At 39.9% G+C, this 22139-nt stretch carries 21 protein-coding genes and 1 pseudogene; 7 read left to right on the plus strand and 15 right to left on the minus strand.

What is annotated here, in order from left to right; genetic code table 11:
• Positions 1-62: 62 nt before the first annotated feature.
• Together WKK05_RS01605 and WKK05_RS01610 are read right to left on the minus strand one after the other, a co-directional pair.
• Positions 63-1277: a divalent metal cation transporter gene (locus WKK05_RS01605; protein WP_341528073.1), complete on the minus strand. Its 1215-nt coding sequence runs from the start codon at positions 1275-1277 to the stop codon at positions 63-65.
• A complete protein-coding gene (locus WKK05_RS01610) occupies positions 1274-1723 on the minus strand; it encodes a hypothetical protein (RefSeq protein ID WP_341528074.1) in 450 nt (149 codons plus the stop codon). Before WKK05_RS01610 ends, WKK05_RS01605 begins: the two co-directional genes overlap by 4 nt.
• Positions 1724-1972: 249 nt before the next feature.
• Between WKK05_RS01610 and WKK05_RS01615 the strand changes: the two genes are divergently transcribed.
• The 5 genes from WKK05_RS01615 to WKK05_RS01635 all read left to right on the plus strand — a co-directional run bounded on the left by WKK05_RS01615 (position 1973) and on the right by WKK05_RS01635 (position 6228).
• Positions 1973-2173 (plus strand): hypothetical protein, encoded by a 201-nt coding sequence (locus WKK05_RS01615; RefSeq protein ID WP_341528075.1) that lies wholly within the window; start codon positions 1973-1975, stop codon positions 2171-2173.
• Positions 2174-2603: 430 nt separating this feature from the next.
• Positions 2604-3296: a methyltransferase domain-containing protein gene (locus tag WKK05_RS01620; protein WP_341528076.1), complete on the plus strand. Its 693-nt coding sequence runs from the start codon at positions 2604-2606 to the stop codon at positions 3294-3296.
• A 216-nt stretch (positions 3297-3512) separates the two neighbouring features.
• Positions 3513-3743: a hypothetical protein gene (locus WKK05_RS01625; RefSeq protein ID WP_341528077.1), complete on the plus strand. Its 231-nt coding sequence runs from the start codon at positions 3513-3515 to the stop codon at positions 3741-3743.
• 858 nt (positions 3744-4601) lie between these two features.
• Positions 4602-5621: an RNA polymerase sigma factor, RpoD/SigA family gene (locus WKK05_RS01630; RefSeq protein ID WP_341528078.1), complete on the plus strand. Its 1020-nt coding sequence runs from the start codon at positions 4602-4604 to the stop codon at positions 5619-5621.
• Positions 5622-5733: 112 nt separating this feature from the next.
• Positions 5734-6228: an ureidoglycolate lyase gene (locus WKK05_RS01635; protein ID WP_341528079.1), complete on the plus strand. Its 495-nt coding sequence runs from the start codon at positions 5734-5736 to the stop codon at positions 6226-6228.
• Here the strand turns inward: WKK05_RS01635 and WKK05_RS01640 are convergent.
• Positions 6194-6697 carry a helix-turn-helix domain-containing protein gene (locus WKK05_RS01640; protein ID WP_341528080.1) on the minus strand — a complete coding sequence of 168 codons (504 nt, stop codon included), beginning with the start codon at positions 6695-6697 and terminating at the stop codon, positions 6194-6196. The genes WKK05_RS01635 and WKK05_RS01640 overlap by 35 nt on opposite strands.
• A 541-nt stretch (positions 6698-7238) precedes the next feature.
• On the opposite strand from WKK05_RS01640, the gene WKK05_RS01645 reads away from it, so the two are divergent.
• A complete protein-coding gene (locus WKK05_RS01645; protein ID WP_341528081.1) occupies positions 7239-7514 on the plus strand; it encodes a hypothetical protein in 276 nt (91 codons plus the stop codon).
• Here WKK05_RS01645 and WKK05_RS01650 read toward each other — a convergent pair.
• The 8 genes from WKK05_RS01650 to WKK05_RS01685 form a co-directional block, all read right to left on the minus strand.
• Complete coding sequence (locus tag WKK05_RS01650; RefSeq protein WP_341528082.1) at positions 7501-7659, minus strand: hypothetical protein; 159 nt, start codon at positions 7657-7659, stop codon at positions 7501-7503. The two genes, WKK05_RS01645 and WKK05_RS01650, sit on opposite strands and share 14 nt — an antisense overlap.
• A 123-nt stretch (positions 7660-7782) precedes the next feature.
• Positions 7783-8370, minus strand: coding sequence for a nucleotidyltransferase family protein (locus WKK05_RS01655; protein ID WP_341528083.1), 588 nt, complete (start codon positions 8368-8370; stop codon positions 7783-7785).
• 4 nt (positions 8371-8374) lie between these two features.
• Positions 8375-9346, minus strand: coding sequence for an XdhC/CoxI family protein (locus tag WKK05_RS01660; protein WP_341528084.1), 972 nt, complete (start codon positions 9344-9346; stop codon positions 8375-8377).
• 40 nt (positions 9347-9386) lie between these two features.
• Positions 9387-12041 carry a molybdopterin cofactor-binding domain-containing protein gene (locus WKK05_RS01665; protein ID WP_341528085.1) on the minus strand — a complete coding sequence of 885 codons (2655 nt, stop codon included), beginning with the start codon at positions 12039-12041 and terminating at the stop codon, positions 9387-9389.
• A 126-nt stretch (positions 12042-12167) separates the two neighbouring features.
• Complete coding sequence (locus WKK05_RS01670) at positions 12168-12950, minus strand: FAD binding domain-containing protein (RefSeq protein ID WP_341528086.1); 783 nt, start codon at positions 12948-12950, stop codon at positions 12168-12170.
• Between the two features lie 47 nt (positions 12951-12997).
• Positions 12998-13576 carry an ureidoglycolate lyase gene (locus tag WKK05_RS01675; RefSeq protein ID WP_341528087.1) on the minus strand — a complete coding sequence of 193 codons (579 nt, stop codon included), beginning with the start codon at positions 13574-13576 and terminating at the stop codon, positions 12998-13000.
• Positions 13577-13592: 16 nt separating this feature from the next.
• Positions 13593-13955 (minus strand): hypothetical protein, encoded by a 363-nt coding sequence (locus tag WKK05_RS01680; protein ID WP_341528088.1) that lies wholly within the window; start codon positions 13953-13955, stop codon positions 13593-13595.
• A gap of 3 nt (positions 13956-13958) precedes the next feature.
• Entirely contained in the window at positions 13959-14132 is a 174-nt protein-coding gene (locus tag WKK05_RS01685; protein ID WP_341528089.1) for a hypothetical protein, read from the minus strand.
• 292 nt (positions 14133-14424) lie between these two features.
• Between WKK05_RS01685 and WKK05_RS01690 the strand changes: the two are divergent.
• Positions 14425-15720, plus strand: a pseudogene (locus WKK05_RS01690) (IS4 family transposase); the annotation flags it as partial.
• A gap of 23 nt (positions 15721-15743) precedes the next feature.
• Here the strand turns inward: WKK05_RS01690 and WKK05_RS01695 are convergent.
• The 4 genes from WKK05_RS01695 to WKK05_RS01710 all read right to left on the minus strand — a co-directional run bounded on the left by WKK05_RS01695 (position 15744) and on the right by WKK05_RS01710 (position 22064).
• Positions 15744-18704, minus strand: coding sequence for an ATP-binding protein (locus WKK05_RS01695; RefSeq protein WP_341528090.1), 2961 nt, complete (start codon positions 18702-18704; stop codon positions 15744-15746).
• Between the two features lie 505 nt (positions 18705-19209).
• The gene (locus WKK05_RS01700; protein ID WP_341528091.1) at positions 19210-20067 is read right to left on the minus strand and encodes a polysaccharide deacetylase family protein; all 858 of its coding nucleotides are present in this window, start codon (positions 20065-20067) and stop codon (positions 19210-19212) included.
• Positions 20068-20248: 181 nt separating this feature from the next.
• Entirely contained in the window at positions 20249-21175 is a 927-nt protein-coding gene (locus WKK05_RS01705) for an ABC transporter permease (protein ID WP_343224890.1), read from the minus strand.
• Complete coding sequence (locus tag WKK05_RS01710; RefSeq protein ID WP_341528093.1) at positions 21141-22064, minus strand: polysaccharide deacetylase family protein; 924 nt, start codon at positions 22062-22064, stop codon at positions 21141-21143. The genes WKK05_RS01705 and WKK05_RS01710 overlap by 35 nt, the downstream gene beginning before the upstream one ends.
• Between the last annotated feature and the right edge of the window lie 75 nt (positions 22065-22139).

The raw sequence follows: 22139 nt of genomic DNA on the forward strand, positions 1-22139 counted from the left end.
TCTTGAAAAGTTATGATCGGAGTAAGCCTATACTCAGATTTGCTACAAAATCTAAAATCGATTTAACCTCCAATAATTTCTAGAGGAATAGCAACAATAGCTAGCACAAAGGTCAGCACAATTGTAAAGATAACAACGCTGTTACTAATCCAACCATTACGATACTTGCCAACATATAATTCATCGTTCATCAAAACTAAAAATGGTATGATAACAGGCGGCAAAATCACTGCTGTAATTGCCATTGAAAACAATGTTAATTGCAATGGGTCGATACCAAATACCATTAACAATGAGGCAAGAAAAACAAACACTGTGTAGACTAGGCTAAAGCGTGCAGCATCTTTTGGTTTAAGATTTTCGCCCCAATTCCAACCAAAGGCTTGAGCAACAATATAGGCAGTATCCAGGCTTACTTCTAGTGCAGCACCAAAGCAAGCAATGCCCAAGGAAGCTGCAAATAGTACAAAGCCCCAGTACCCAAAAGGTTCTGTTAACATCAACGCCGCCTGTTCGTAGCTATCAACCTGAATACCTTTAGGTTTGAGTACCAGTGCAGCCACAATCAGCACTCCCAGCGATACAATACTGCCAAAACTCATGCCTAAACCAGCTACGGCACGATTCACACCGACATGGCTTTCATCCCACTTATCTTCTACTGCACCAGATGAATAGAAATAAAATAAGTAGGGGCTAATCAATGCACCTAAGATTCCAACGGCAAGGTATAAATAATGTGGGGTATCTTGTTGTGGCAAGGTTGGTAATAAACCCGCGCCAATTTGGGTTAACGATGGATGCAGTTTGAAGGTAGCAACGACGAAAACGAGTGTAATTAGTCCTAGTAAAGAAATACCGTTTTCAATAATGCCAAATGTACCTTTCCAAAGTAGCAACCAAATTGCAAAGGCAACGGGTAGAGCATACCATTGAAAACTGATACCTGTTAAAAGTTGTAAGGCAATACACACACCCCCAATTTCGGCAGCTAGAACCAAAAAATCTACGGCAATTTCTGCGAATAAGGGTATAACATAAAAGTTGAACCCAAAGCGTTCCCGGACTGCGGCAGCTAATGTATGCTTGCTTACTGCTGCCAAGCGGCCAGACATTTCTACTAAGAAGATTACGCAAATTGTACCAAGAATAATCGCCCAAATTAGTTGAAAGCTGAATTCAGATCCTGCTTCTGCAGCTGTGGCGATCGCACCTACATCGAGAAAGCCGCCGATACTGGTTACAATACCAAGGGCGATTTCAAAAATTTTTTTCATTCGTTTGCCTTAATATTGTTCTTAACCTGATTTAGCGATCGCGCTTCTGTCGCTAACTCTCTGAGTTGTCGTTGCACTAGTGTACGATTTTTTTGTGTCACTGCTATAGATATTTGCTTGGTTGTATTCGCTAACTGCAAAGTATCAGCCAGCAGCACTGATTTATAACGCTCAGTTGTATCTGAAGATGGCTTGATTTGGACTATGTTGCCTGATTCTTTTATTAGTTCTTCTTGAGCTTTTTTTAATGTTTGTTGAGCATAAGTACTTGGTACAGCTTGGCGTACCCAGGCATCACCAACCATATTGGCTGTGGCAGCCCATGAAGTTACATTTTGTGCTTCATTTAGCATATTTTCTGTGGGTGTTTTGCCACCACAAGAAGTTACTAACGTCAACACTAGTAAATGATTAATTAGAAATATTAATTTTTTAGATTCTGGCATTTTCTGGCTCTTCATAACCTACGAATATAATATATTTTTGTCATTCTGTTGATCACTGTGTATATCTATCTAACAAAATATTTCGATAGGTTAAATTAATCAAATTTTTTCTCTTGTCTTCTTCCTTGAGCATTAATTTATCAAGATAACTGATAAAGAATTGTATTTATTTGAGAATAAGCACTTGTTAGCTCCATATACTGGGTTGTATTACCATAGTTTGCAATTTGCACCTTCGGAGGTTCCACAATGGTTCACACTTACGAAGTATTGGTTGATATTAAAGAATTTCTTGGTCAAACGAATAATAATTGTCAATGCGGGACAACACGGTACGAAATCAACGCAGAGTCAAAACAAAAGGCTGATGGTATAGCACTAGTCCAGGCTAGGAGCGATCATCCTAAAGGCACTGAATATGATGTTAGGGTAACAAGGCTACTTAGATAAACAGAACATTATATGGAACGGTAAAGTTCGTTCTTGCTATTATTCATCTTGGACTACATAGCAGTATCAATAAGAGCGTTTTGCTAAACAATAGTTCGATAAATAGGCTTCCATCTAATTGATATCTGCATGGTAGCCAGAAGGCTGAATCCAAGTATGAATTAAACGATAAGCGTTCGCGAAGCGTCTCGTTGGCGCAGCCTCTCGTAGACAAGAGAAGCTTAAGCCTTCTCCTTCTCCTAAAGGGAGAGGCTAGCGCGAACGACTACCGCAAGAATTGAAACATATTTCAGGTTATGTACTATCGGCTTAAAACCTGATTACTCAAAGGTTATTCGGTAAAACAACTTTGCCTATTTAACATTTAAATAGGCAAAGTTATTTGCATGAGTTATTATCCTATTATTAATAATCTCTATAAAATATAAAAGTGACAAAATTCTGTGATGAACTAATACATAACTGGTTAGAGGATGGACAGCGTATAGGAGAATACTATTCCCAACTCATTTTAAAGGAAGGATTAGTATCAGCTAAAAGTATTGGAGAAAGAAACGAACAGAGAAATTTTCACTTTTTTGATAAGCTCTTTGAAAGAGTTACTATTGAGCCAGGTTTTTCAGTTTTAGATGTTGGTTGTGGTAAAGGAGAACTTCTTTACTACTTGTCATCGCGCTTCCCAAACTTCAATAATTACAACTATTTTGGTATCGATATTGTCCCTGGATTTGTATCAGAAGCAAAGCAGAAATTCCCTTTAAGAGAGTTCCAGTTAGTTAATTTTATTGACCCCTCATTTTCCCCAGAAACTAAATTCGATATTGTGTTATCTTTGGGAGTTTTAGTAACAAGAGTAAGGTACTATGACTTGTTTTTTGAGTATTTTTTGAAGAAAATGCTTAAGAATGCTAAAAAGTATGTCCTGTTTAATGTTATTTCTTATATTGAGCCATCCTCTCCCAATTACTCAGATATAAATGGCGTTGGACACTCTACAGTTCTTAGTGCTGAAACTTTTTACTCGATCATGGATAATCTTGGCTGCTACGACTGTAAAGTGGAACCTTACAATATCTATCCAGATGCAACTGACCTTTTCGTGCAAATCCAGTTAGAGCGTTAACTACTCAATCGTTGCCTATCTGCACTTTCGGCTATGACAGGCGTTCCGCAATAGCTAACACTGTTATGATTACTAGAATTTATGTTTTGTTTAGATTTGCATCTAATTAGTGAACTTCTGTAAAATTTAAGGTTTTCTTTAGATTTACTCATCTAGAATTACTTTTGAGATTCTTACCAACACTGTCAAAGTCTGGCCCAAGCAAGGAGCGGTTGAATGAAAATATGTCTCGTAAACTCAAAAACATTACGTTATCTTTGGTCTATAGTTGAAGAAACCCAGGCCAGCACACTTCTTGGACTCAACGATACAGATTTGGTCAAGCAGTTGTTGGGACAGGTTGAGAGTACTAAAGCTCTCGACAGTGAAGAGACTACTACTCTAAAAGCTTATATTTGCTCTAAAACTTCCCTAATACGCGATTTGGCGGAGGCGCGTTTAGCATAAGAATTCTCCAAGGGAATTCGTAGAGGTATATTGCAGTACACCCTTACTTAGATTCTATCTACATTTCCAAACGTGCATCTCTAGCTTTATCTTGGGGGATTAATATTAGTGCCTTGTACATGACAAACTTTACAGGTGTAGCGTCAAAAGCGCCTTGGTTCAGCTTTGAGCCAAGGCGCTTTGGCTATGGCAAATGTTTATGCATCACGCACCGCCTAAAATTAGTGGATGGTGCGCTACTTTCAATTATCACAATTTATAGAATTTAATATTTATTTTATGGTTAGCTAATAAATATCTAAAACACACAACAATTAGTAGAAATTTACAATAGATTAAGTGAAAAAAGTATTGATTTATATATTGATAATGTAGCCGAAAAATTAAAGTAGTTTATATTAACAAGCTGATCTTAAGAATAAATTATCTTAAACATAAAGTAGACGAAAAGATAATCCTAAAGAATAACATTGACTATTCCTATTGGTTATTTGTTCCCCGTAATAAGATGACGAATTAGGGAAATTTTCGCTTCTTCTCCCTAAACCATATTGGAGAACTAACCTAACCTACTTATGTTTTAAGATATACAGAAATCAATCTTGAGTAAGAACATTTTGTTGAAAAAGTATGCTGATGATACTTTTATTAGTTAATTTATCGTAGTGATGAGTTCAATACTCTGTGGTACATTGATTGTGTATTTCTTATCTACATTTTTCCTTTGTACTATGTTATACAATAGTAATTATCAGGCTGAGTAATAAACTGGTCAGCAGGATGAAAATGCTATGAAACTGGATATCTATACTTGCTTGACACTATAAAATTAATCAGGTTAAGGAGAAGTAAATAACCATGAGCAACTTGACATCTCTACAGACCGAAGTTGAAAAAACCAAGAAAAAAAATCTAGCTTTAGCTCAAAAACCTCGGAATACAGATGATATTGTACGTGCTTATCTACAAGAGATAGGGCGTGTAGATTTGTTGACTCATGAGGAAGAGATTATTTTTGCTCAACAAGTGCAGCAGATGATGAATTTACTAGCTGCTCAAGAAGAATTGGCTGTGAAATTAGAGCGCGAACCTACACTGCAAGAATGGAGTGATAGGATGAATTTAACTGTCGAGGAGCTGCAACAAGGCTTAAGACAAGGACATCGAGCTAAGCAGAAAATGATTCAGGCTAATCTCCGGTTAGTGGTAGCAGTTGCTAAGAAATACCAGCGGCGCAACTTGGAGTTTCTGGATTTAATCCAAGAGGGTACTTTAGGCTTGGAGCGAGGTGTTGATAAATTTGATCCGACTCTTGGATATAAATTTTCTACTTACGCCTATTGGTGGATTCGTCAAGGAATTACACGTGCGATCGCTCAACAAGGACGTACAATTCGGTTACCCATTCACGTTTTTGAAAAATTAAACAAAATTAAACGCGCACAGCGAGAATTATCTCAGCAATTGGGACGCGTTCCTACTACTGCTGAAATAGCTGACACATTATCTTTAACACCCAGCCAAGTTAGAGAGTGTTTGTACCTAGCGCGTCAACCCTTCTCCCTAGAGGCGCGAGTTGGAGAACAACAGGATACAGAATTGCAGGACATATTGGAGGATGACGGACTTTCTCCAGAAGACTACGCTACAGAAGAATCTCTGCACCAAGACTTACATAACCTGTTGTCAAAGTTAACTCCCCAGCAGCGAGAAATATTAACCTTGCGTTTCGGCCTTATTGATGGGCATGAACTTTCTTTAGCACAAATTGGCGATCGCATGGGTATTAGTCGAGAACGGGTGCGACAGATTGAGCAAAAAGCACTCAGTTTACTAAGACGCCAAAAGGAACAAGTGCGTAGTTATCTAGCTAGCTAAGGTTGTTTTTTATTAATTTAAGGCAGCCAAATTCAAGAAGACACCCTTAATAACTGTATTAATATAGTTATTTAAGGGTAAATCAACATAGCTATTTTCACAAAAGTTTGATATGACTACATCTCAGACAGTGCAACAATTGCAAGCGCAATGGGTGACGCCAGAAAACTTTCGGCGTTATGGACAGGTAATTTTTGCTAGTCAAGATGGTAAGGCTTACGATGCAGAAGATGCCAACTTAAATCTGCAACATGGCATTCCCCGCTTTTATATTATGCGCTTAGAAAAGCGAGGGCGGAAATTTCATAAAATTACTCGCCATATGCAATGCACTCAGTGCTTGGGTTCTTTGGAGGGGAAAGATTGGTTAATTGCAGTTTGTCCTCCTTGTAACGATGTGAATGAACCAGCGTTAAAGGAGATTGCAGCTTTCCGAATTCCAGGGAATTGTTTTATCAAGTTAAATGAGGGAACTTGGCACGCTGGGCCATATTTTGAGCATGAGGCTGTAGATTTTTATAATTTAGAGCTTGCTGATACGAATGTTGTGGATCATTTTACTCATGATTTTCTCAAGAGTAATCAGGTAGAGTTTGAGATGGTGTAAGTGAACTTATTACGTCTATTTCATTGGATTGTTCAGTTGCAGAAGATTTTAATTTAGCTGATTTACTATTATTCTTAGGCTGTTTTCTTTTAACACCTGTAACTTTTTCTCGGATTACCTCTAAGTCTTCTGGTTTGGCCCACTGACGGCTGTGAGTGACTCTGTACTGATCTGTGCGTCCTTTCCGCTTTTCCTGATTTAAAAAACCTGCTTCACAAAGAAACTTGAGTGCATACTGGGCTTTGCGAACACTCATCTTGCAGATTTCTGCTGTCTTATTCAAGCTAGCAAAATACTTACCATCAAGTTTTCCCCCTGTTCTGCGAACTGCATGAGCATAGATCCGAAACTCATAAGGGTCTAAGCCATATTCGTCAAGCAGGTTGTGAACGAACATGACTGAATCTGGCTGGCTGTTGGTTTTTGGAAGATTTTCTCCCCCTGCTTGAGAGCTTTCTTGCGTTGGCATATAAATCTCCTACATAGTGCATTTATTTTTATAATACGGATACCCATGCACTACGTGCCATAGTTCTGTTATATCTTAATAAGTTATAACTTTTAAGCTAATAATGCATCGAGTATTTAGGTTTTCATGATTCAAGAGATTTCCATAGCTAAATTTGTTATCAAACTTGCCGGACACTCCTTGCAAATGTTCGGTTAGCTCATGCTAAGATGAAAATAACCTCAACTTTGAACACCTTTGTATAAATAATTTCCGATAATGCCTGCTCAAGGCGGCATAAAAGTGAATTTGTTAATGCAAAAGAGGCTCTCGCGCCAACGAGAACCTCCAGTGTTCAAATAAGTTTGCAATACCTGCTGCACAGGCAAAGCTATTTTCCAAAGCAGTTTAACCATTTCAAGTAATTTTCCACACAAGGAGAAAAAATTAACTGATGGTCACTTTGTTGTACAACAATTATAACCCAATACCGAACATACCGGGAACCCTGCGGCTTTTAACTCAAGCAGATGTCTCCTATGGTTGTTTGTGAGGAGAAACAATGCCACTGAGAATAAGAGCCACTCGCGAAGAATTTGAGGCGGCTTGTGCTAATGGCTGCGTCTATGGAGAGATAAGAGGTAAAGAGGGTCTTTATGTTTACGCCGAGTTGGGTAGGGAACAAGAATACATACAGTCACCAAATGATAATCTGATGACAGAATATAGGATTTTCAATGGTTGCGATGTCTACTTTGCTAGAACTAGAGAGCAACTAGCTAGTGGAGAGTTTGAAGCGGAAGATTTGCCTAACATAACAGTAATTATTTACTGCTAGTAGAGACTGTAGCATTATCGATTGGTGGTCTCCGCAGTTTTTTACGGCGAATTTCGATGCGCTCTTGGTTTTCATTAAGGTAATCTTCTAGATTTTCTAGACTTACCTGTACACTGTCTCCACCTTTTAAATAAACAGTAGGCATAGTATTTCTCCAATGGCCTCTTTCTTATTCTATTCATCTTGTAGCGTTCATGCAAGAAAATAGTTAACAGGGAGAGGTATTTTTTCTGATAGATATATGTTCAGCCCAGCTTACAATTTTTCATTACTCAAAAATACGCAATTGATATTTATAAGTTTCCTGTGTATTGATATCTATAAGCACAGATGGATTATTAAATTCTACTTGATGAATTACTGAGTAAAACTCTTTGATAATTTGGCGTAAACCAAAAGTTTCCTCGCGAATATTTTGTAAGTGCGATCGCATATCATTTCCAAACAATAATGGATGCCCCATTTTACCTTCATAGGTTGGTGCAGTAATCAAGGCTGAATTATCTTTGTGTGCTTGCAGTAATGTTTGATAAATCTCTGCTTTTCTAGGTTGATCAACTGCTGAAATCGCTAAGACTTCAAAATCTGCTGGAATATTTTGCAACCCTGTCAGCAGAGAAGTTGTTTTTCCGACTTTAGAATGAGGATTAATTACAGTCAAACTGCCGATAGGACAATCTTTTTGTCTATAGCTATTGTGTGAACCAAGTACTACTAAAGGTGTAAAATCGACGCTTAACCACTGTTCTATTTGATAAGTTAATAAGGTTTTACCTTCACCCCAAGGTAGTGAAGTTTTACAAGTACCCATGCGAGTTGATGCACCCGCGGCGAGAATGATAGCAAACTGTGTCAATCTTTTACTCACGTGAGATTTTCTCAGATAATGAAATTCCACTACCACCACGTCGGACTTTAATTAATTCAGCACAGATGCTAACCGCAATTTCTTCTGGTGTTAAAGCACCAATATCTAAACCAATTGGTGCATATATCTGATGTAAAAATTCAGTTGTAAAACCTTCATTTTGCAGTGTTTTGTACACAGTGGTGACTCGTTTTTTGCTACCAACCATACCGATATATTGCACTTGATAGTTACATAAAGTTCGTAATGCTGCTAAATCATGCAGATAACCTCTAGTAACTAAAGCCACATATAAATTAGAAATTTTCTCTAATATTTTCTGAATTGAGGTGATGGGTTCTGCTAGCAATAGCGATGCTTCGGGAAATCTTTCTTCTGTGGCAAAATCTGGGCGATCGTCTTGTACAATAACTTGAAAACCTGCTATTTTAGCAATCTGTGCTAGAGAAACTGCAATATGTCCTGCACCAATAATTAACAGTGTTGGCGGTGGTAGTAAAGGTTCAATTAATTCTGTGGTTTTTAGAGATGTTATTAAGTAAGGTTCTGTCAGTAAATAAGGTTTTTCATTTGGAGTAAAAGGTGTGGCGATCGCACCCATTCCCCCAGATGTTAAAGTATCTATAATTTGATTGACTAAATTTAAGCTTTCAGAGCCTTTCCATAACTCTAACAATACCAGCATTGTGCCACCACAAACGCCTTGAGTTTCTCGTTGCGGTACGCCAGATAAATCAATTTCTACAAATTGTTTTTCACCTGTTTGCAAAACTTGTAAAGCCTGCTGACAAACTTTTGCTTCCCCAGCACCACCGCCAATTGTTCCATAGGTTTTACCATCAGCGCTGATGAACATTTTCGCGCCGACTTCTCTGGGTACGGAACCTTTGGTGTTGGTGACGGTGGCTAGAACTACAGCATTTTGTTTTAAGGCGGCTGCTAGTTGTTGGTAGAAGTCAAGCATAAACAAACCGCAGAGGCGCAGAGAACGCAGAGGAAAGATTTTAAGTAGGAGAGTCGTTGAGTTGTTGCCAAACTCTTTCGGGTGTCATGGGAAGTTGGCGCAGTCTACAACCTGTAGCGTGGGCGATCGCATTGGCAATGGCAGGCGCTGTACAATTAGTAGTGATTTCTCCTACACCTTTAGCACCAAAGGGGCCGTAAGGGTCGGCTTGTTCTATTAAAATTACTTCTATTGGAGGTATATCTGCCGCTGTGGGGATGCGATATTCTCGCAATGTGGGATTAATAATACATCCTTGTTCATTAAATAATAGTTCTTCACTTAAAGCATAACCAATTCCCATCGCTATACCACCAGTTGCTTGTCCGTGGCAAATTCGGGGATTAATTGCTTTACCTAAATCAATCGCTTGTACACATCTTAAAACTTGAACTTTACCAGTTTCTATATCAACTTCTACCTCTACTCCTTGAACAGCAAAAGTTAATGTAGATTCATCTGCTGCATAAGAAACTTCAACGCTGGTTTCTCTATTGTCGACGAGTTTTTCTGCGGCTAATTTCACAGCTTGCCCAGAAATATAAATTGTAGCTGAAGCATAAGAACCCGCGTCAAAAGGTGTTTGTTGAGTATCGCCAGCAATAATATTAATATCAACAACTTCTACACCTAAAACTTCTGCTGCTATTTGCCGCAAAGTAGTATCTGAACCAGTACCAACATCTACAGAACCAGTTTTCAATTCATATTTACCATCAGGTAAAAGTGATAATTTGACTTTAGCAACGTGGATTTTAGATAAGCCACTTCCTTGCATCGAAACGGCAAATCCTACACCACGACGGCGAGAACCTTCTACTCTCGGTGGTGTACCAGGAATATATCCAAGTGATTGCGTAACTTTTTCCCAGCATTCAGTAACAGCGTAGCTACCAATTAAGTTAAAGTGGCTTTCTGTCCTACCTAAAGTAATTAAATCCCCTGGACGTATCAAGTTTTTTAAATGGATTTCTAAAGGGTCAATATTGAGCTTTTGGGCAATTTCATCAATTTGGCATTCCATTGCAAAAGTGCCTTGTGTTGCACCATAACCGCGAAATGCACCCGCTGGCATTGTATTTGTGTAAACTGCAAAACCTTGTAATCTTTTATTTGAACAACGATACAAACCTAAAGGAATATAACCTGATAAAAATACCACCGTCTGTCCATGATTTCCATAAGCACCAGTATTACCAATTACTTCCATTTCTTGGGCAACAAGTGTACCATCTGTTTTCACACCAGTTTTTACCCGAATTGTCATCGCATGGCGGCTGTTAGTAGCAGTAAATTCCTCTTTTCTAGTAAATTCCCACTGCACGGGTTTACCTGTTCGCAAGGTTGCTAAAACACATAAGTCTTCTGATAAGATTTCTTGTTTATTACCAAATCCACCACCAATTTGTGCTTTGTAAACCCGGATTTTATCTTGCGGTAAATTGAAAAGTTGTGAAAGTAAACGTTGGCAGTGAAATGGTACTTGGGTACTAGAACGTACAACTAGATTCCCATCTGCTTCTAACCAACTAATAGTTACATGAGGTTCGAGGTGGACGTGTTGTACTGCTGGTAATTGGTATGTGTTTTCAACAATTAAATCTGCTTGGTTAAATCCTTGTTCTAAATCACCAGATTCAAGAAATATTTCCCCGGCAATGTTGCGATTTCTATCAGGGATTTGTAATGATTCTGGTTCATCATGAATTACAACCCCGCTATTATTCATTGCTTGTATAGGGTCGATAACGTGGGGTAAGATTTCGTAATCGACAACAATTAATTCACAAGCTTTTTCGGCAATATGAGGTGTTTCTGCAACTACAGCAGCAACGCGATCGCCTACAAATCTTACTTTATTATCTAATAAATAATGATCTAATGGATCGGGTACTGGTTCTGCGTGTCCGGCGGTGGTGTAAGGTATCCTGGGTACATCTTCGTGAGTGAAAATGGCAACCACACCAGGAAGTGCTTTGGCTTTTTGCGTGTCAATTTTGCGAATCAGGGCGTGAGGATGAGGCGATCGCAGTAACTTAAGATGTAGTAATCCAGGTGGTGAAATATCTGCCGTGTAAGATGCTTTACCAGTCACAATTGCCGCACCATCTTGTTTAGGAATGCTTTCTCCTACAGATGCGCCATGTCGCGTCTCTACCCTGCTCCCTGCCTCACTTCGACTACTTCGACTACGCTCAGTACAAGTACGCTCAGTGACCACCTGTCTTTTAATACTTTCAATAATCGCTTGATATCCAGTGCAGCGACAGAGATTTCCTTTTAAAGCTAAACGCAGTTCATCTTCTGATAATTCTGGCAATTTGGCTGCACTCATAATCATCCCCGGAGTGCAAAAACCACATTGAAAGCCTTGTGCTGCTAAAAAAGCTTGCTGTATAGTTGCAAGTTCACCGTTCTGAGCAAGTCCTTCAATAGTAGTTACCGATTGATTAGCAACACGCATTGCTGGATAAATACAACTATGAATAGGTGTATCATTTACCCAAACTGTACAAGCACCACAATCACCAGAATCACAAACACGATGAACACCAAACCAACCAAGCTGACGTAATAAACTTAAAAGGCTGGTTCCAGGATGACAAGTTTCTCGATAAGATTGAGAATTAACTATAAATTTTAAGTCTTCCAGCATTTTTAATATCTAATACTAAATTCCTTTAGTAAGAATTATTTTCCAAAATCATAAATTCATTGAGCGTAGCTATATCAAGCTTTTTTCATATATCTTAATTACGAATTACGAATTACGAATTACGAATTATTGTAGTGTGCGCTTGATTAAAACTACCGTCACTTCTCGCCGATAATCTGAACTAGCTTTAGCATCTGTAATAAAATTGAGCTTTTGTAAAAATGCAAAATTTGGCGCTTCTACATTGTCAAATCTCCACAGTAAAGGTGCAGCAATACTAGCAGAAATCACACAATTTATCTGTTGTTCATTCCTAGCAGTTACTACAATTACCAAAGCAGGATCTGTCGCCGCTATACTAAAGCGTTGATAATTAACTTTCCATTGTAGATGCGACAACGGGATTAAAACCCGCCTTAATATTTCTCCTGGTTGTAAAATTGTCTGGCGAGAACCAATTTGAAAATCTTTCGCTGCAACTTGATGTGATTCTCCTTTAATATTCCAAATTTCATAAATTGCACCTAATGCGACCATTACTGGCGCTAAAGTTCCCACAGATAAAGCTAGACAAATATTACCTCCTACCGTCGCGACATTAATTACTTTTAATGATGCTGCTAGCGCTGTGACTGCACTTTTTAATCCCTCAGCGGCTGTCCATTCTGGTAACCAGGGATATTCTAATAACTTAACTAACGGACAAGTCGCTCCAATAATTAAATAATCTTCGTTAACCTCAATCTCTGACCATCCTAAAGTTTGGATATCTATCAGTGTTTTTAGATGTGTTTGTGGTTCCGAAAATAGCCATGTTCCACCTGCTAACCAAGCATAGTCTGCACTCCAATTAGTCAGAGTTTGAATATCATCAAGACGTAAATAAGTTTCAATGTTTGGCAAATCCATTGATTAATTGAAATAGTTTTTAGCCTATAAATTTAGATTAAACTAAGTTAATTAGCTACATCTAATTGAATTTCATAACCTAAACGTTTAGGTAACGAAATCTTATAAACATCGCCTTGATTCATTTCATCTGGAGTTTTCATTTGACTTAAAGCAGCGACGACTTCATCAGAATTAGCTGTCAAGATTACAACCGGGCGATCGCACGCTATGGGAAAATCATGCCAAGAGCCAAGATGCAGCAACAATCCATAACCAGCCGGAAACCGCAGCGCTTTAACTTGATTTAAATCTGGCAAGTTTTCGTTATGTTCATGATTTGGCGGAGCCATCACCATAATAAATGGTGCTTGTCCTAAGCCGATAAACATTTGAGTCATGTGCATATGGCGTTCTAACCAAAGAATCGGCGGATATCCTGGCATAATTTTTGCTGTTCTAAAAGTTGCCGTTCCCCGGTAGGTAAAGTCAATATTTTCGCCTTCTATGACTCTTCCTTGATAAAAAGGAATTCCTAATCCTGGTTTGCTGACATCATCGCCTAATAAATATCCATAAGGTTTGATGTTTTCTGAGTCGGCATCAATTACAGGGATTTTTAAAATTTGGGTTTGTGAATTTTTCATAGTTTAAACATAGCCGTCATACATTACTAATGTATCGGCTAACAATGCCAATGTAATCTGTACAGACACGATTAATCGCGTCTCTACTCTGAGCATTATTAATGTAACGGCTAACAATGCTAATGTAACGACTGACAATGCTAATGTAACGGCTAACAATGTCAATGTAACGACTGACAATGCCAATGTGACAACTAACAATGCCAATGTAACGGCTAACAATGCCAATGTAACGGCTAACAATGCCAATGTAACGGCTAACAATGCCAATGTAACGACTGACAATGCCAATGTATTGGCTGACAATGCCAATGTAACCTGTACAGACGCGATTCATCGCGTCTCTACCCTGGACAATGCCAACGTAACGACTGAACAATGCCTACGAATTGCTATCAGCAGACCCAACCAAACTATGAATTGCTTGCACTAAAATGCTTGGCTCTATTGGCTTAGAGACGTGTTGCTGAAACCCTGCTTTTATTGCCTGTTGCTGATTCATCTCACCAGCATAGGCAGTTAAAGCGATCGCTTTTATCTGCTTACCGTACGGCAACAAGGCTCTGACCCATCGGTGAGAGGTTAGAATAAAGTAAATTTTGTCAATCAGTTAAAATACTCAAAAAAACTTTAATGAAAATGATAATCGTGCGTGGGGGAGGGGAAGGAGGCGAGCGACACTCGCCTCCTTCCTCTCTATTTGATTATCATTATCTATAAGTTTTTAACGGCTAAAATGTGAGGCAAAAAAGTATTGTAACGAGAGAATAAATTTTTCAAAAGTGAGTTTCATTATTATTGTAAATTCAGTAATCAAATGCGGTAATGAAAAGTGCTTGTTGACTACTATGCCCAAAGCTGCAAAACGAAACTCCGACCACGCGCAAAAGCATAATACTCCTACCATAGATAATGAAGCGATTGCGTCGCATTTAGAAGAGTTACTAACTCCAGCTATCTTTGCTCAACAAAAATACTATAAGCAGTTAGGTTTACGAGATAGAATTATCAACCTATCCTTCATGGTAGCAGCAGTATTAACTTTATTGTGGCGACAAGTTCCTGGAGTTCAAGAATTAACAAGGCTTTTAGCAAGAGAAGATTTATTGTGGTGTCGTTCTAGAATAATTGCTCAACAATCTCTTTCTGAAAGATTTTTAGTATTCCCATCTGAATTATTTGAGCGAGTATTTAAAGATTTACTACCTCAGTTACAACTTAATTGGCAACGACGGCTGAAGCGACCACTTCCTGATAGTGTTAAATTTGCACTTCTTAATTTTGAACGAATTTGGATAGCTGACGGGTCTACATTAGAAGCCTTATTCCGAAAGCTAAAAAGCCTAGAAGACTTGAAAACAGGTCAATTAGCAGGAAAGATTTGTACAGTTATTGATTTAGTCAATCGCTTACCTATTGAAGTTTGGTTTCACACTAATCCTGCTGCATCAGAAACTAACTTTGAAGCTCCATTGCTGAAACTACTACCTGCTAAAACTCTGATCTTACTTGATAGAGGTTTTTATCATTTCCACTTTTTACAACAACTCATTAACCAAGAAGTTCATTTTATTACTCGTTTAAAAGCCAAAGCATCTATTAAGTACTTAAAAATTTTCAGCTATGACCATTCAGTTAAAGACCGATTGATTCAACTTGGAACTGTTCGTCGTGGTGCACCAGTGCTTACTTTACGTTTAATAGAAATTAAGGTTGGTAAAACTAGCTATTCTTATATTACTTCTGTCCTCGACCCACAAATCTTACCTCCTTACGTTGTCGCAGATTTATATCGCCGAAGATGGAGAGTTGAAGAAGCTTTTTACGTGGTCAAGCGTTTATTGGGACTGTCATATTTATGGACTGGTTCTATTAATGGTGTGAAGTTACAAGTGTGGGCAACTTGGCTCTTTTATGCAGTATTGGTTGACTTGGGAGATGCGGTTGCAGACGAATTATCTTTGCCATTTGACCGCATTTCTTTAGAGATGATTTTTCGTGGTTTATATCATTTTAGTGTCGCCTATGATAAAGGTAAGGCGGATGACCCAATTAAGTACTTCGCTGCCAAAGAAAATCAAGATTTAGGAGTAGTTAAAGCCCTGCGAAAACCAGTCTCCAAGCTGGATTTATCGCCTTTTCCCGCACCCTCTTGACAAAAGTGCAATCACTCTAACCTCTCACTGATGGCTCTGACCTGCTGTATCAACATATAGCCATCTACATCTGGCATTCCAATATCACTGAGCAGCACATCGGGTTGAGACTGAGTAAGAACGCCGAGTGCTTCAGAAGCTGAAGACACGGCTGTGACAATTGCCCCAGACTGCTCTAGTACAAAAGTAGTCAATTCTCGTGTATCGGTATCATCATCTACTACTAAAATTGTTACATTACTTAAATCTAAAGCCGAATCAATCGCTTTGTTGCCTTGATTTTCTGGTGACTGAGTGGACATTAACGGTAGCCGAATTGTAAAAGTTGCTCCTTGCCCAACACCTAGACTTTCTGCTTCAATTGTGCCACCATGCAACTCGACCAAGTGACGCGCGATCGCCAACCCTAGTCCCAGTCCCCCGAAATTTCTTGTGGTTGCCCCATCAGCTTGGCGGAAGTAATCAAATACGTAGGGAAGAAAATCAGGAGTAATACCTTTGCCCGTATCGCTGACAGTAATTTGAGCATGAGAGCCAAGTTGCTCTAAAGAAATGTTCACCTGTCCCCCTTCAGGCGTGAACTTCACAGCGTTCGAGAGCAGATTCCAAATCACTTGTTGCAAACGAGTTACATCACCCGCAACCTTACCATCCTTGGCTTTCAGGGCTGCCTGCAACTTGATTGACTTGGCATTGGCTGCCAGCCGCACTGTTTCCATCGCTCCTTGTATTGTGGCTGCAAGATTGACCGGAGCGACATTCAGGCTGAGTTTACCCCGAAGAATTCGGGAAACATCTAAAAGATCGTCAATCAGTTCCGATTGCAACTGGGCATTGCGTTGAATAGTAGCTAGAGCTTTTGCTTTCTTTGCTTCATCTAGCTTGTTACTCAGAAGTAGACTAGACCAACCCAGAATTGGATTCAGAGGCGATCGCAATTCGTGTGACAGTACTGCTAAAAACTCATCTTTAACGCGGTTTGCAGCTTCAGCTTCTTCTCGCAATGCTTCTGCTGCTGAGCGTGCTTGCTGTTCTGCTTCATATAACTGGGCATTTTCAACTGCGATCGATGCCATTTGTGCTAACTGCACGAGGATGGCTTCATCTGCTGCCGTAAACTCACCTTCGTATTTATCTGAAAGCTGGATCAAACCAATGTTCTGTCCGTTTCGCCCTCTTAGGGGCGCTGCCAGCCAGCCCCTCAAAGGAGGGTGATTCTTTGCTTCCTTGCCAAAACCTTGCCAACGGGGATGAAGTTCTAGTTCGGCTTGTGTCATCCGCATCGGGCGATTCAGACCACACACATAGGCGTAGATTCCCGACCCATCTGGCTTTTCATCGTAGTCTCGCCACTGGGCGTACTTATCAGATAGGTGTATGGTGTTAATTGCCTGTCCCCAGTTTTGGTCAATGCTCATACTGGTGACGCACTGGTGAACGCCAATGATTGATGCTGCCTGCTCGTTAATTACTTGCAAGACTTGTTCAACAGAAAGGGCAGAATTAATTGCCAGCGCAGCTGTTGTCAATCCCTGCAATTGGTTGGCATAGTGGCGTTCACGGGCAAGGAGATATTCACGCTCCAGTTCGGCTTGCCTGCGGGCGGTGATATCACGAGAGATGCATAACAACCGTTCAACTTGCCCATCAGTTCCCTTAATCGGACTAACTTTGTTATCCCACCACTTCGGCTCGCCTGTTAGAGTTGGACGATAGCCTTGAAAAGTGCAGACTTTACCTGCTTTGGCATTATCGATTGCCTTCAATGCGGCTTGCCCATCGGCTCCTTGCCAAAACTCGACCCATGAACGGCTGAGGAATGGCCTAATGTCATGGATGCCAAGCAACGCCTGACCTCCAGGACTCATGTACAGGATTTTCCCTGACAAATCCAACACTTTTATGCAGTCGTCGCTACTGTCAAGGATCTGCCGATTGAAATCCTGACTTTGGCTCAACGCTGCTTCTGCTCGTTTGTGATTCGTAATGTCAATCAGTAACCCATCCCACACGTTTCTTTCTGCCGTTCGCACAGCACGGGAACTGCCATGAATCCATTTGAGTTTACCCGATGGCGTGATTATCCGACCCTTCCACCGCCAAGGTAGGAAGTTCTGGATAGCATGAGTCATGGACGTTTTAAATGATGGTAAATCTTCTGGATGAACTAATTTTATAAAGGAATCAGCATCCTGGAGAATTGTTTCAGGCTCTAATTCCAGCAGTTCACGGGAAGCAGAATTCACAAAGGTAAACCGATGGGGGCTATCCGTGCTGGGTAAGTAACGATAAACCATACCTGGTACATTTGCAACCAGTGCCTCAAACTGAGTTTGGCTGTGGTGGAGTGCTGCACGAGTCGCTTGCTCGTGGCTTCGAGCTTCAAGAGCCGTTTGATGCAGATGGATACTTTGTAAAGCAGAGGCTGTAAAGCCTGCCAAATTGCTAATTACCCGCTGATCTTCAGCATCAAACTGTCGCGCCTCATTATGCGACAGAATCCAAAGAGTGCCTAATGGTTGATTGTTTATAAACAGCGGAATCAGCAATCCCTCAACAATAGGGAACTGCGGATGGTGCAGATAGGTGAAATAGCGTTCTGGATGAGCATAAAGTTGCGGTTGCCCAGATTGAACTGTGGTGCTACAGGGACTAAAATTACCTGGGGTAGTGCTTTGCTCTAAAAACTTTAATGCGCCTGCGATCGCAACCCTGCGAAACGCCGATTCGCCATTGGGCGCTGTTTCCAGCAAGCTCACCCCAGCGCTATCGGCTCGACATAAATCGACTGCAATCCTAACAAGGGTTTTGAGTGTGGATTGCGGATCATTGATGAGTTGTTGGGCGAGAGTGTGGAGAGCTTGGTTTTCAGCCGCTAAATCTGGCTGTCTCGCTGGACGACTAGCCAGTGCTTCTGTGATCAAGACATCCGCTTCCATGAATGCCTGAGTAATTTTTTGGGGTAAACACATTAGATATACGCAACTCGACTGCCTTTAACTCAAATCAAAACGCTAAGTAATTAATTATTAGACTTATAACAGGTTGAATGCTGCATCTAGCTAAGAGTAGATAAATTTAATATCCAGCTAATGTCCAGCTTAAGCTACCAGCAATAACTTTTGAAATTCCTCAATTGCTTTAAGATACGCATGATAATAATCTCGGCTATCGCCTAACTAATTAAAAGAGCTATAAAGTAGAAGCCATTTTCACTTTTAGTAAGAGCTAGTAAATATAAAAAGCTCATTTTCTCAAAATATTTTATCTGTTATGGAAAACTTAACTAACTAACTAAAGATGGATGAGACTGGTGCAGAAACTAATCCTTCTGACTGCGGCGGGCGGTTACGCCATCGCTTCGCTATCGATGCCTAGTTCAAAGCTAGCAGTCCTTAAATAAGCATTAATGAGAATTAGTTAACAAAACTTAATTATAAAAAGGTAATAGTATTAAGAATTAATAGTATCTCTTGACTAGCTTAAGTTGCTTGTTGACCATTCATAAATACTTTCACCTGTGGTTAACCAAGTATCAGGTTGTTGTTTAATATGTAGTAAACATTGTTTTAGATATTTTAATCTCAGCGGTTGACCAACAATAAACGGATGTAAACCAATCGCCATTACTCGCCCTTGCGATTCTCCATCTTGCCAAAGTTGGTCAAATTGGTCTGTTATTGCTTGAGCAAATTCCGCACCAGAAAAACGGTTACTTAAGCACAAGCTAATATCATTTGCTTCAATAGTATAAGGAATCGCTAACAAGCGTCCATTGGATACTGGATACCAGTAAGGTTGGTCATCATTTACCCAATCAGCAGTATAAACAATCCCGGCTGAATGCAATAATTCAAAAGTGGATTCTGTAATTGAAAACCCTGGCGTGAGCCAGCCTTTAGGTGTTTTACCAGTGGCTTCCCGTAGTAAATTTAAAGTTTGAGCAATTATTTTGATTTCTGTTTCTTGATCCATCCCACTATGACCAGTGGAATTATTAATTCCATGCGCCATTACTTCCCAACCATATTGCTGTATGGCCGTCATAATTTCGGGATAAAGTGTACAAATTTCGCCGTTAACTGCTGCTGTTACTGGAATTTCTAACTCTGCAAATAGTTCAAATAGCCGCCAAACTCCAACACGATTACCGTAATCTCGCCAACTGTAATTAGCAATTTCTGGATAACTATTTAAATGTGGTTGAATAGCTGTTCCTAGTTTACCAAATGTGAAATGTTCTACATTCATTACCACCCATACAGCGACTCTGGCATCATTTGGCAGCTTGAACACCGGACGTTGTGTAATCGGTTGAAAAGATGGAGGATACATTATTTAATTCGTAATTCGTAATTCGTAATTCGTAATCGAATGTTAGTTTAAATACAGCGGATTTCAAGTGAATGAAGTACACAATATATAGATAGATATCAAAGTCAGGTATAAAGCCTGTTTTAATTCCCAATTCTGACTCCTTAATTCTGAATTCTGCTGTATTCAGCCCTCAGCATTGTCAATGAGTAGGACGAAAGGGTTCTCCTAATGATGCAGGTGCGCCTAATTGCATGGGTTTACCATTCCGTGAAATGAACACCAATACTAGGATGGTAGCCAAGTAAGGTAAGGAAGACAACAGATAGGGAGAAATATTCACTCCTAGTCCTTGAAGAATTAGCTGTAAGGCACTAACGCCACCAAATAAATATGCACCAAGGAGAATTCTTTCAGGTTTCCAAGTTGCAAAAACAACAAGTGCGATCGCAATCCATCCTCGTCCTGCTGTCATATTTTCCGCCCATAATGGCGTATACGCAAGAGATAAATAACCCCCCGCTAACCCTGCCATAGCCCCACCAAACATCACTGCTAAATAACGCACTCTGCTAACAGGTAAACCTAAAGCATCAGCAGCTTCTGGTGATTCACCGATACTTTGCAATACCAAACCTGCCCGTGTCTTTCGCAAAAACCACCATACTAGTATTACTAAGACAACTGAGATATACACCACAAAATCTTGCTTAAATACAGCTTCCCCGATCACAGGAATTGATTTCAAAACCGGAATATTAATAGGTTGCAATCTGGTAATTGTCTTGCCAATATAACCTGCACCCACAAAAGCACTGAGTCCTGAACCAAAGATACTAAGGGCTAAACCTGTTGCCACTTGATTGGCAGTTATAGTAATTACTAACAGGGCATGAATCAAAGCGATCGCTATTCCTGATAACAGTGCTATCAACAACCCTAAGTAAATATTACCTGTGACTGAAGCGGTGATAAAACCAGCCACAGCCCCAACTAGCATCATTCCTTCAACGCCCAGGTTTAACACGCCTGCTTTTTCGGTGACTAATTCTCCTAGTGCCGCCAAAATTAGAGGTGTAGCTGCCCGTAAAATATCACTGATGACCAAGCTGATAGTTTGGATGTTCATCCTGTGGAACTGTTGGTGAAACTGCCGCATATTGCTCTTCAGATTGCATTGCCAGCAGTTGAGGAATTGTCACAAATCGATAGCCTTTAGCCTTTAGACCAGTGATAATTTCTGGTAAAGCTTCAACAGATTTGCTACGGTTGCCGCCTCCATCATGCATCAACACAATTGCACCAGGTTTTGCATACTTCAGCACATTTTTGACTAGCATTGGCACTTGTGGGGAACGACGTTGAGCATCACCCGACTCTTCTGACCACATCATGACAGCATACTTATGATTTTCGGCATATTGGGCTAATCCATTATTCAGGAATCCACCAGGGGGACGAAATAGAGTAGTTTTTTCTCCTGTAATCTTGTAGATGATGTCTGCTGTGCGCTCAATTTCACTAGCCGCAGTAGCTACATCCATATGACGATACCAATGATGCCATGTGTGGTTACCAATTACATGACCATCAGCAGCTACTTCCTTGGCAACCTGGGGAAAATATTTCACCATTTGCCCAACCATAAAAAATGTCGCTTTAATATTATTTTTCTTCAATATTTCTAAAATCTGTGCCGTGTTTTTCGGGCCAGGGCCATCATCAAAAGATAGGGCGATTACTTTCTCATTTGCTTTCAGTTTTGCTTGATAAACAACTGTTCCCTGAAATGCTTTTGGTATTTGATTTGTTTGGTCTGCGAGAGTCATCGCCTGTGCGGATGAACTCATCACTTTGTCATGAATTGCTTTAGTGCTTTCGTTTTTTAACTTTGGTATTCCTAATAGATGCTCAAATCCACTACTACTGAAAAGCAGACTGATACCTGTAGTAATAGCAGCAGTAATCAATGTAATAGTTACTAATTTCAAAACCATAAATAATTTACGGGTAGACACATTAAATCTCCTCAAATATTAGTCAATGGACAAGAGTCAACAGTCAACAGTTATTATTCTCCCTTGTCCCCCTTT

Origin of the sequence: Nostoc sp. UHCC 0302 (genome assembly GCF_038096175.1) — a bacterium.
Lineage (GTDB): Bacteria > Cyanobacteriota > Cyanobacteriia > Cyanobacteriales > Nostocaceae > UHCC-0302.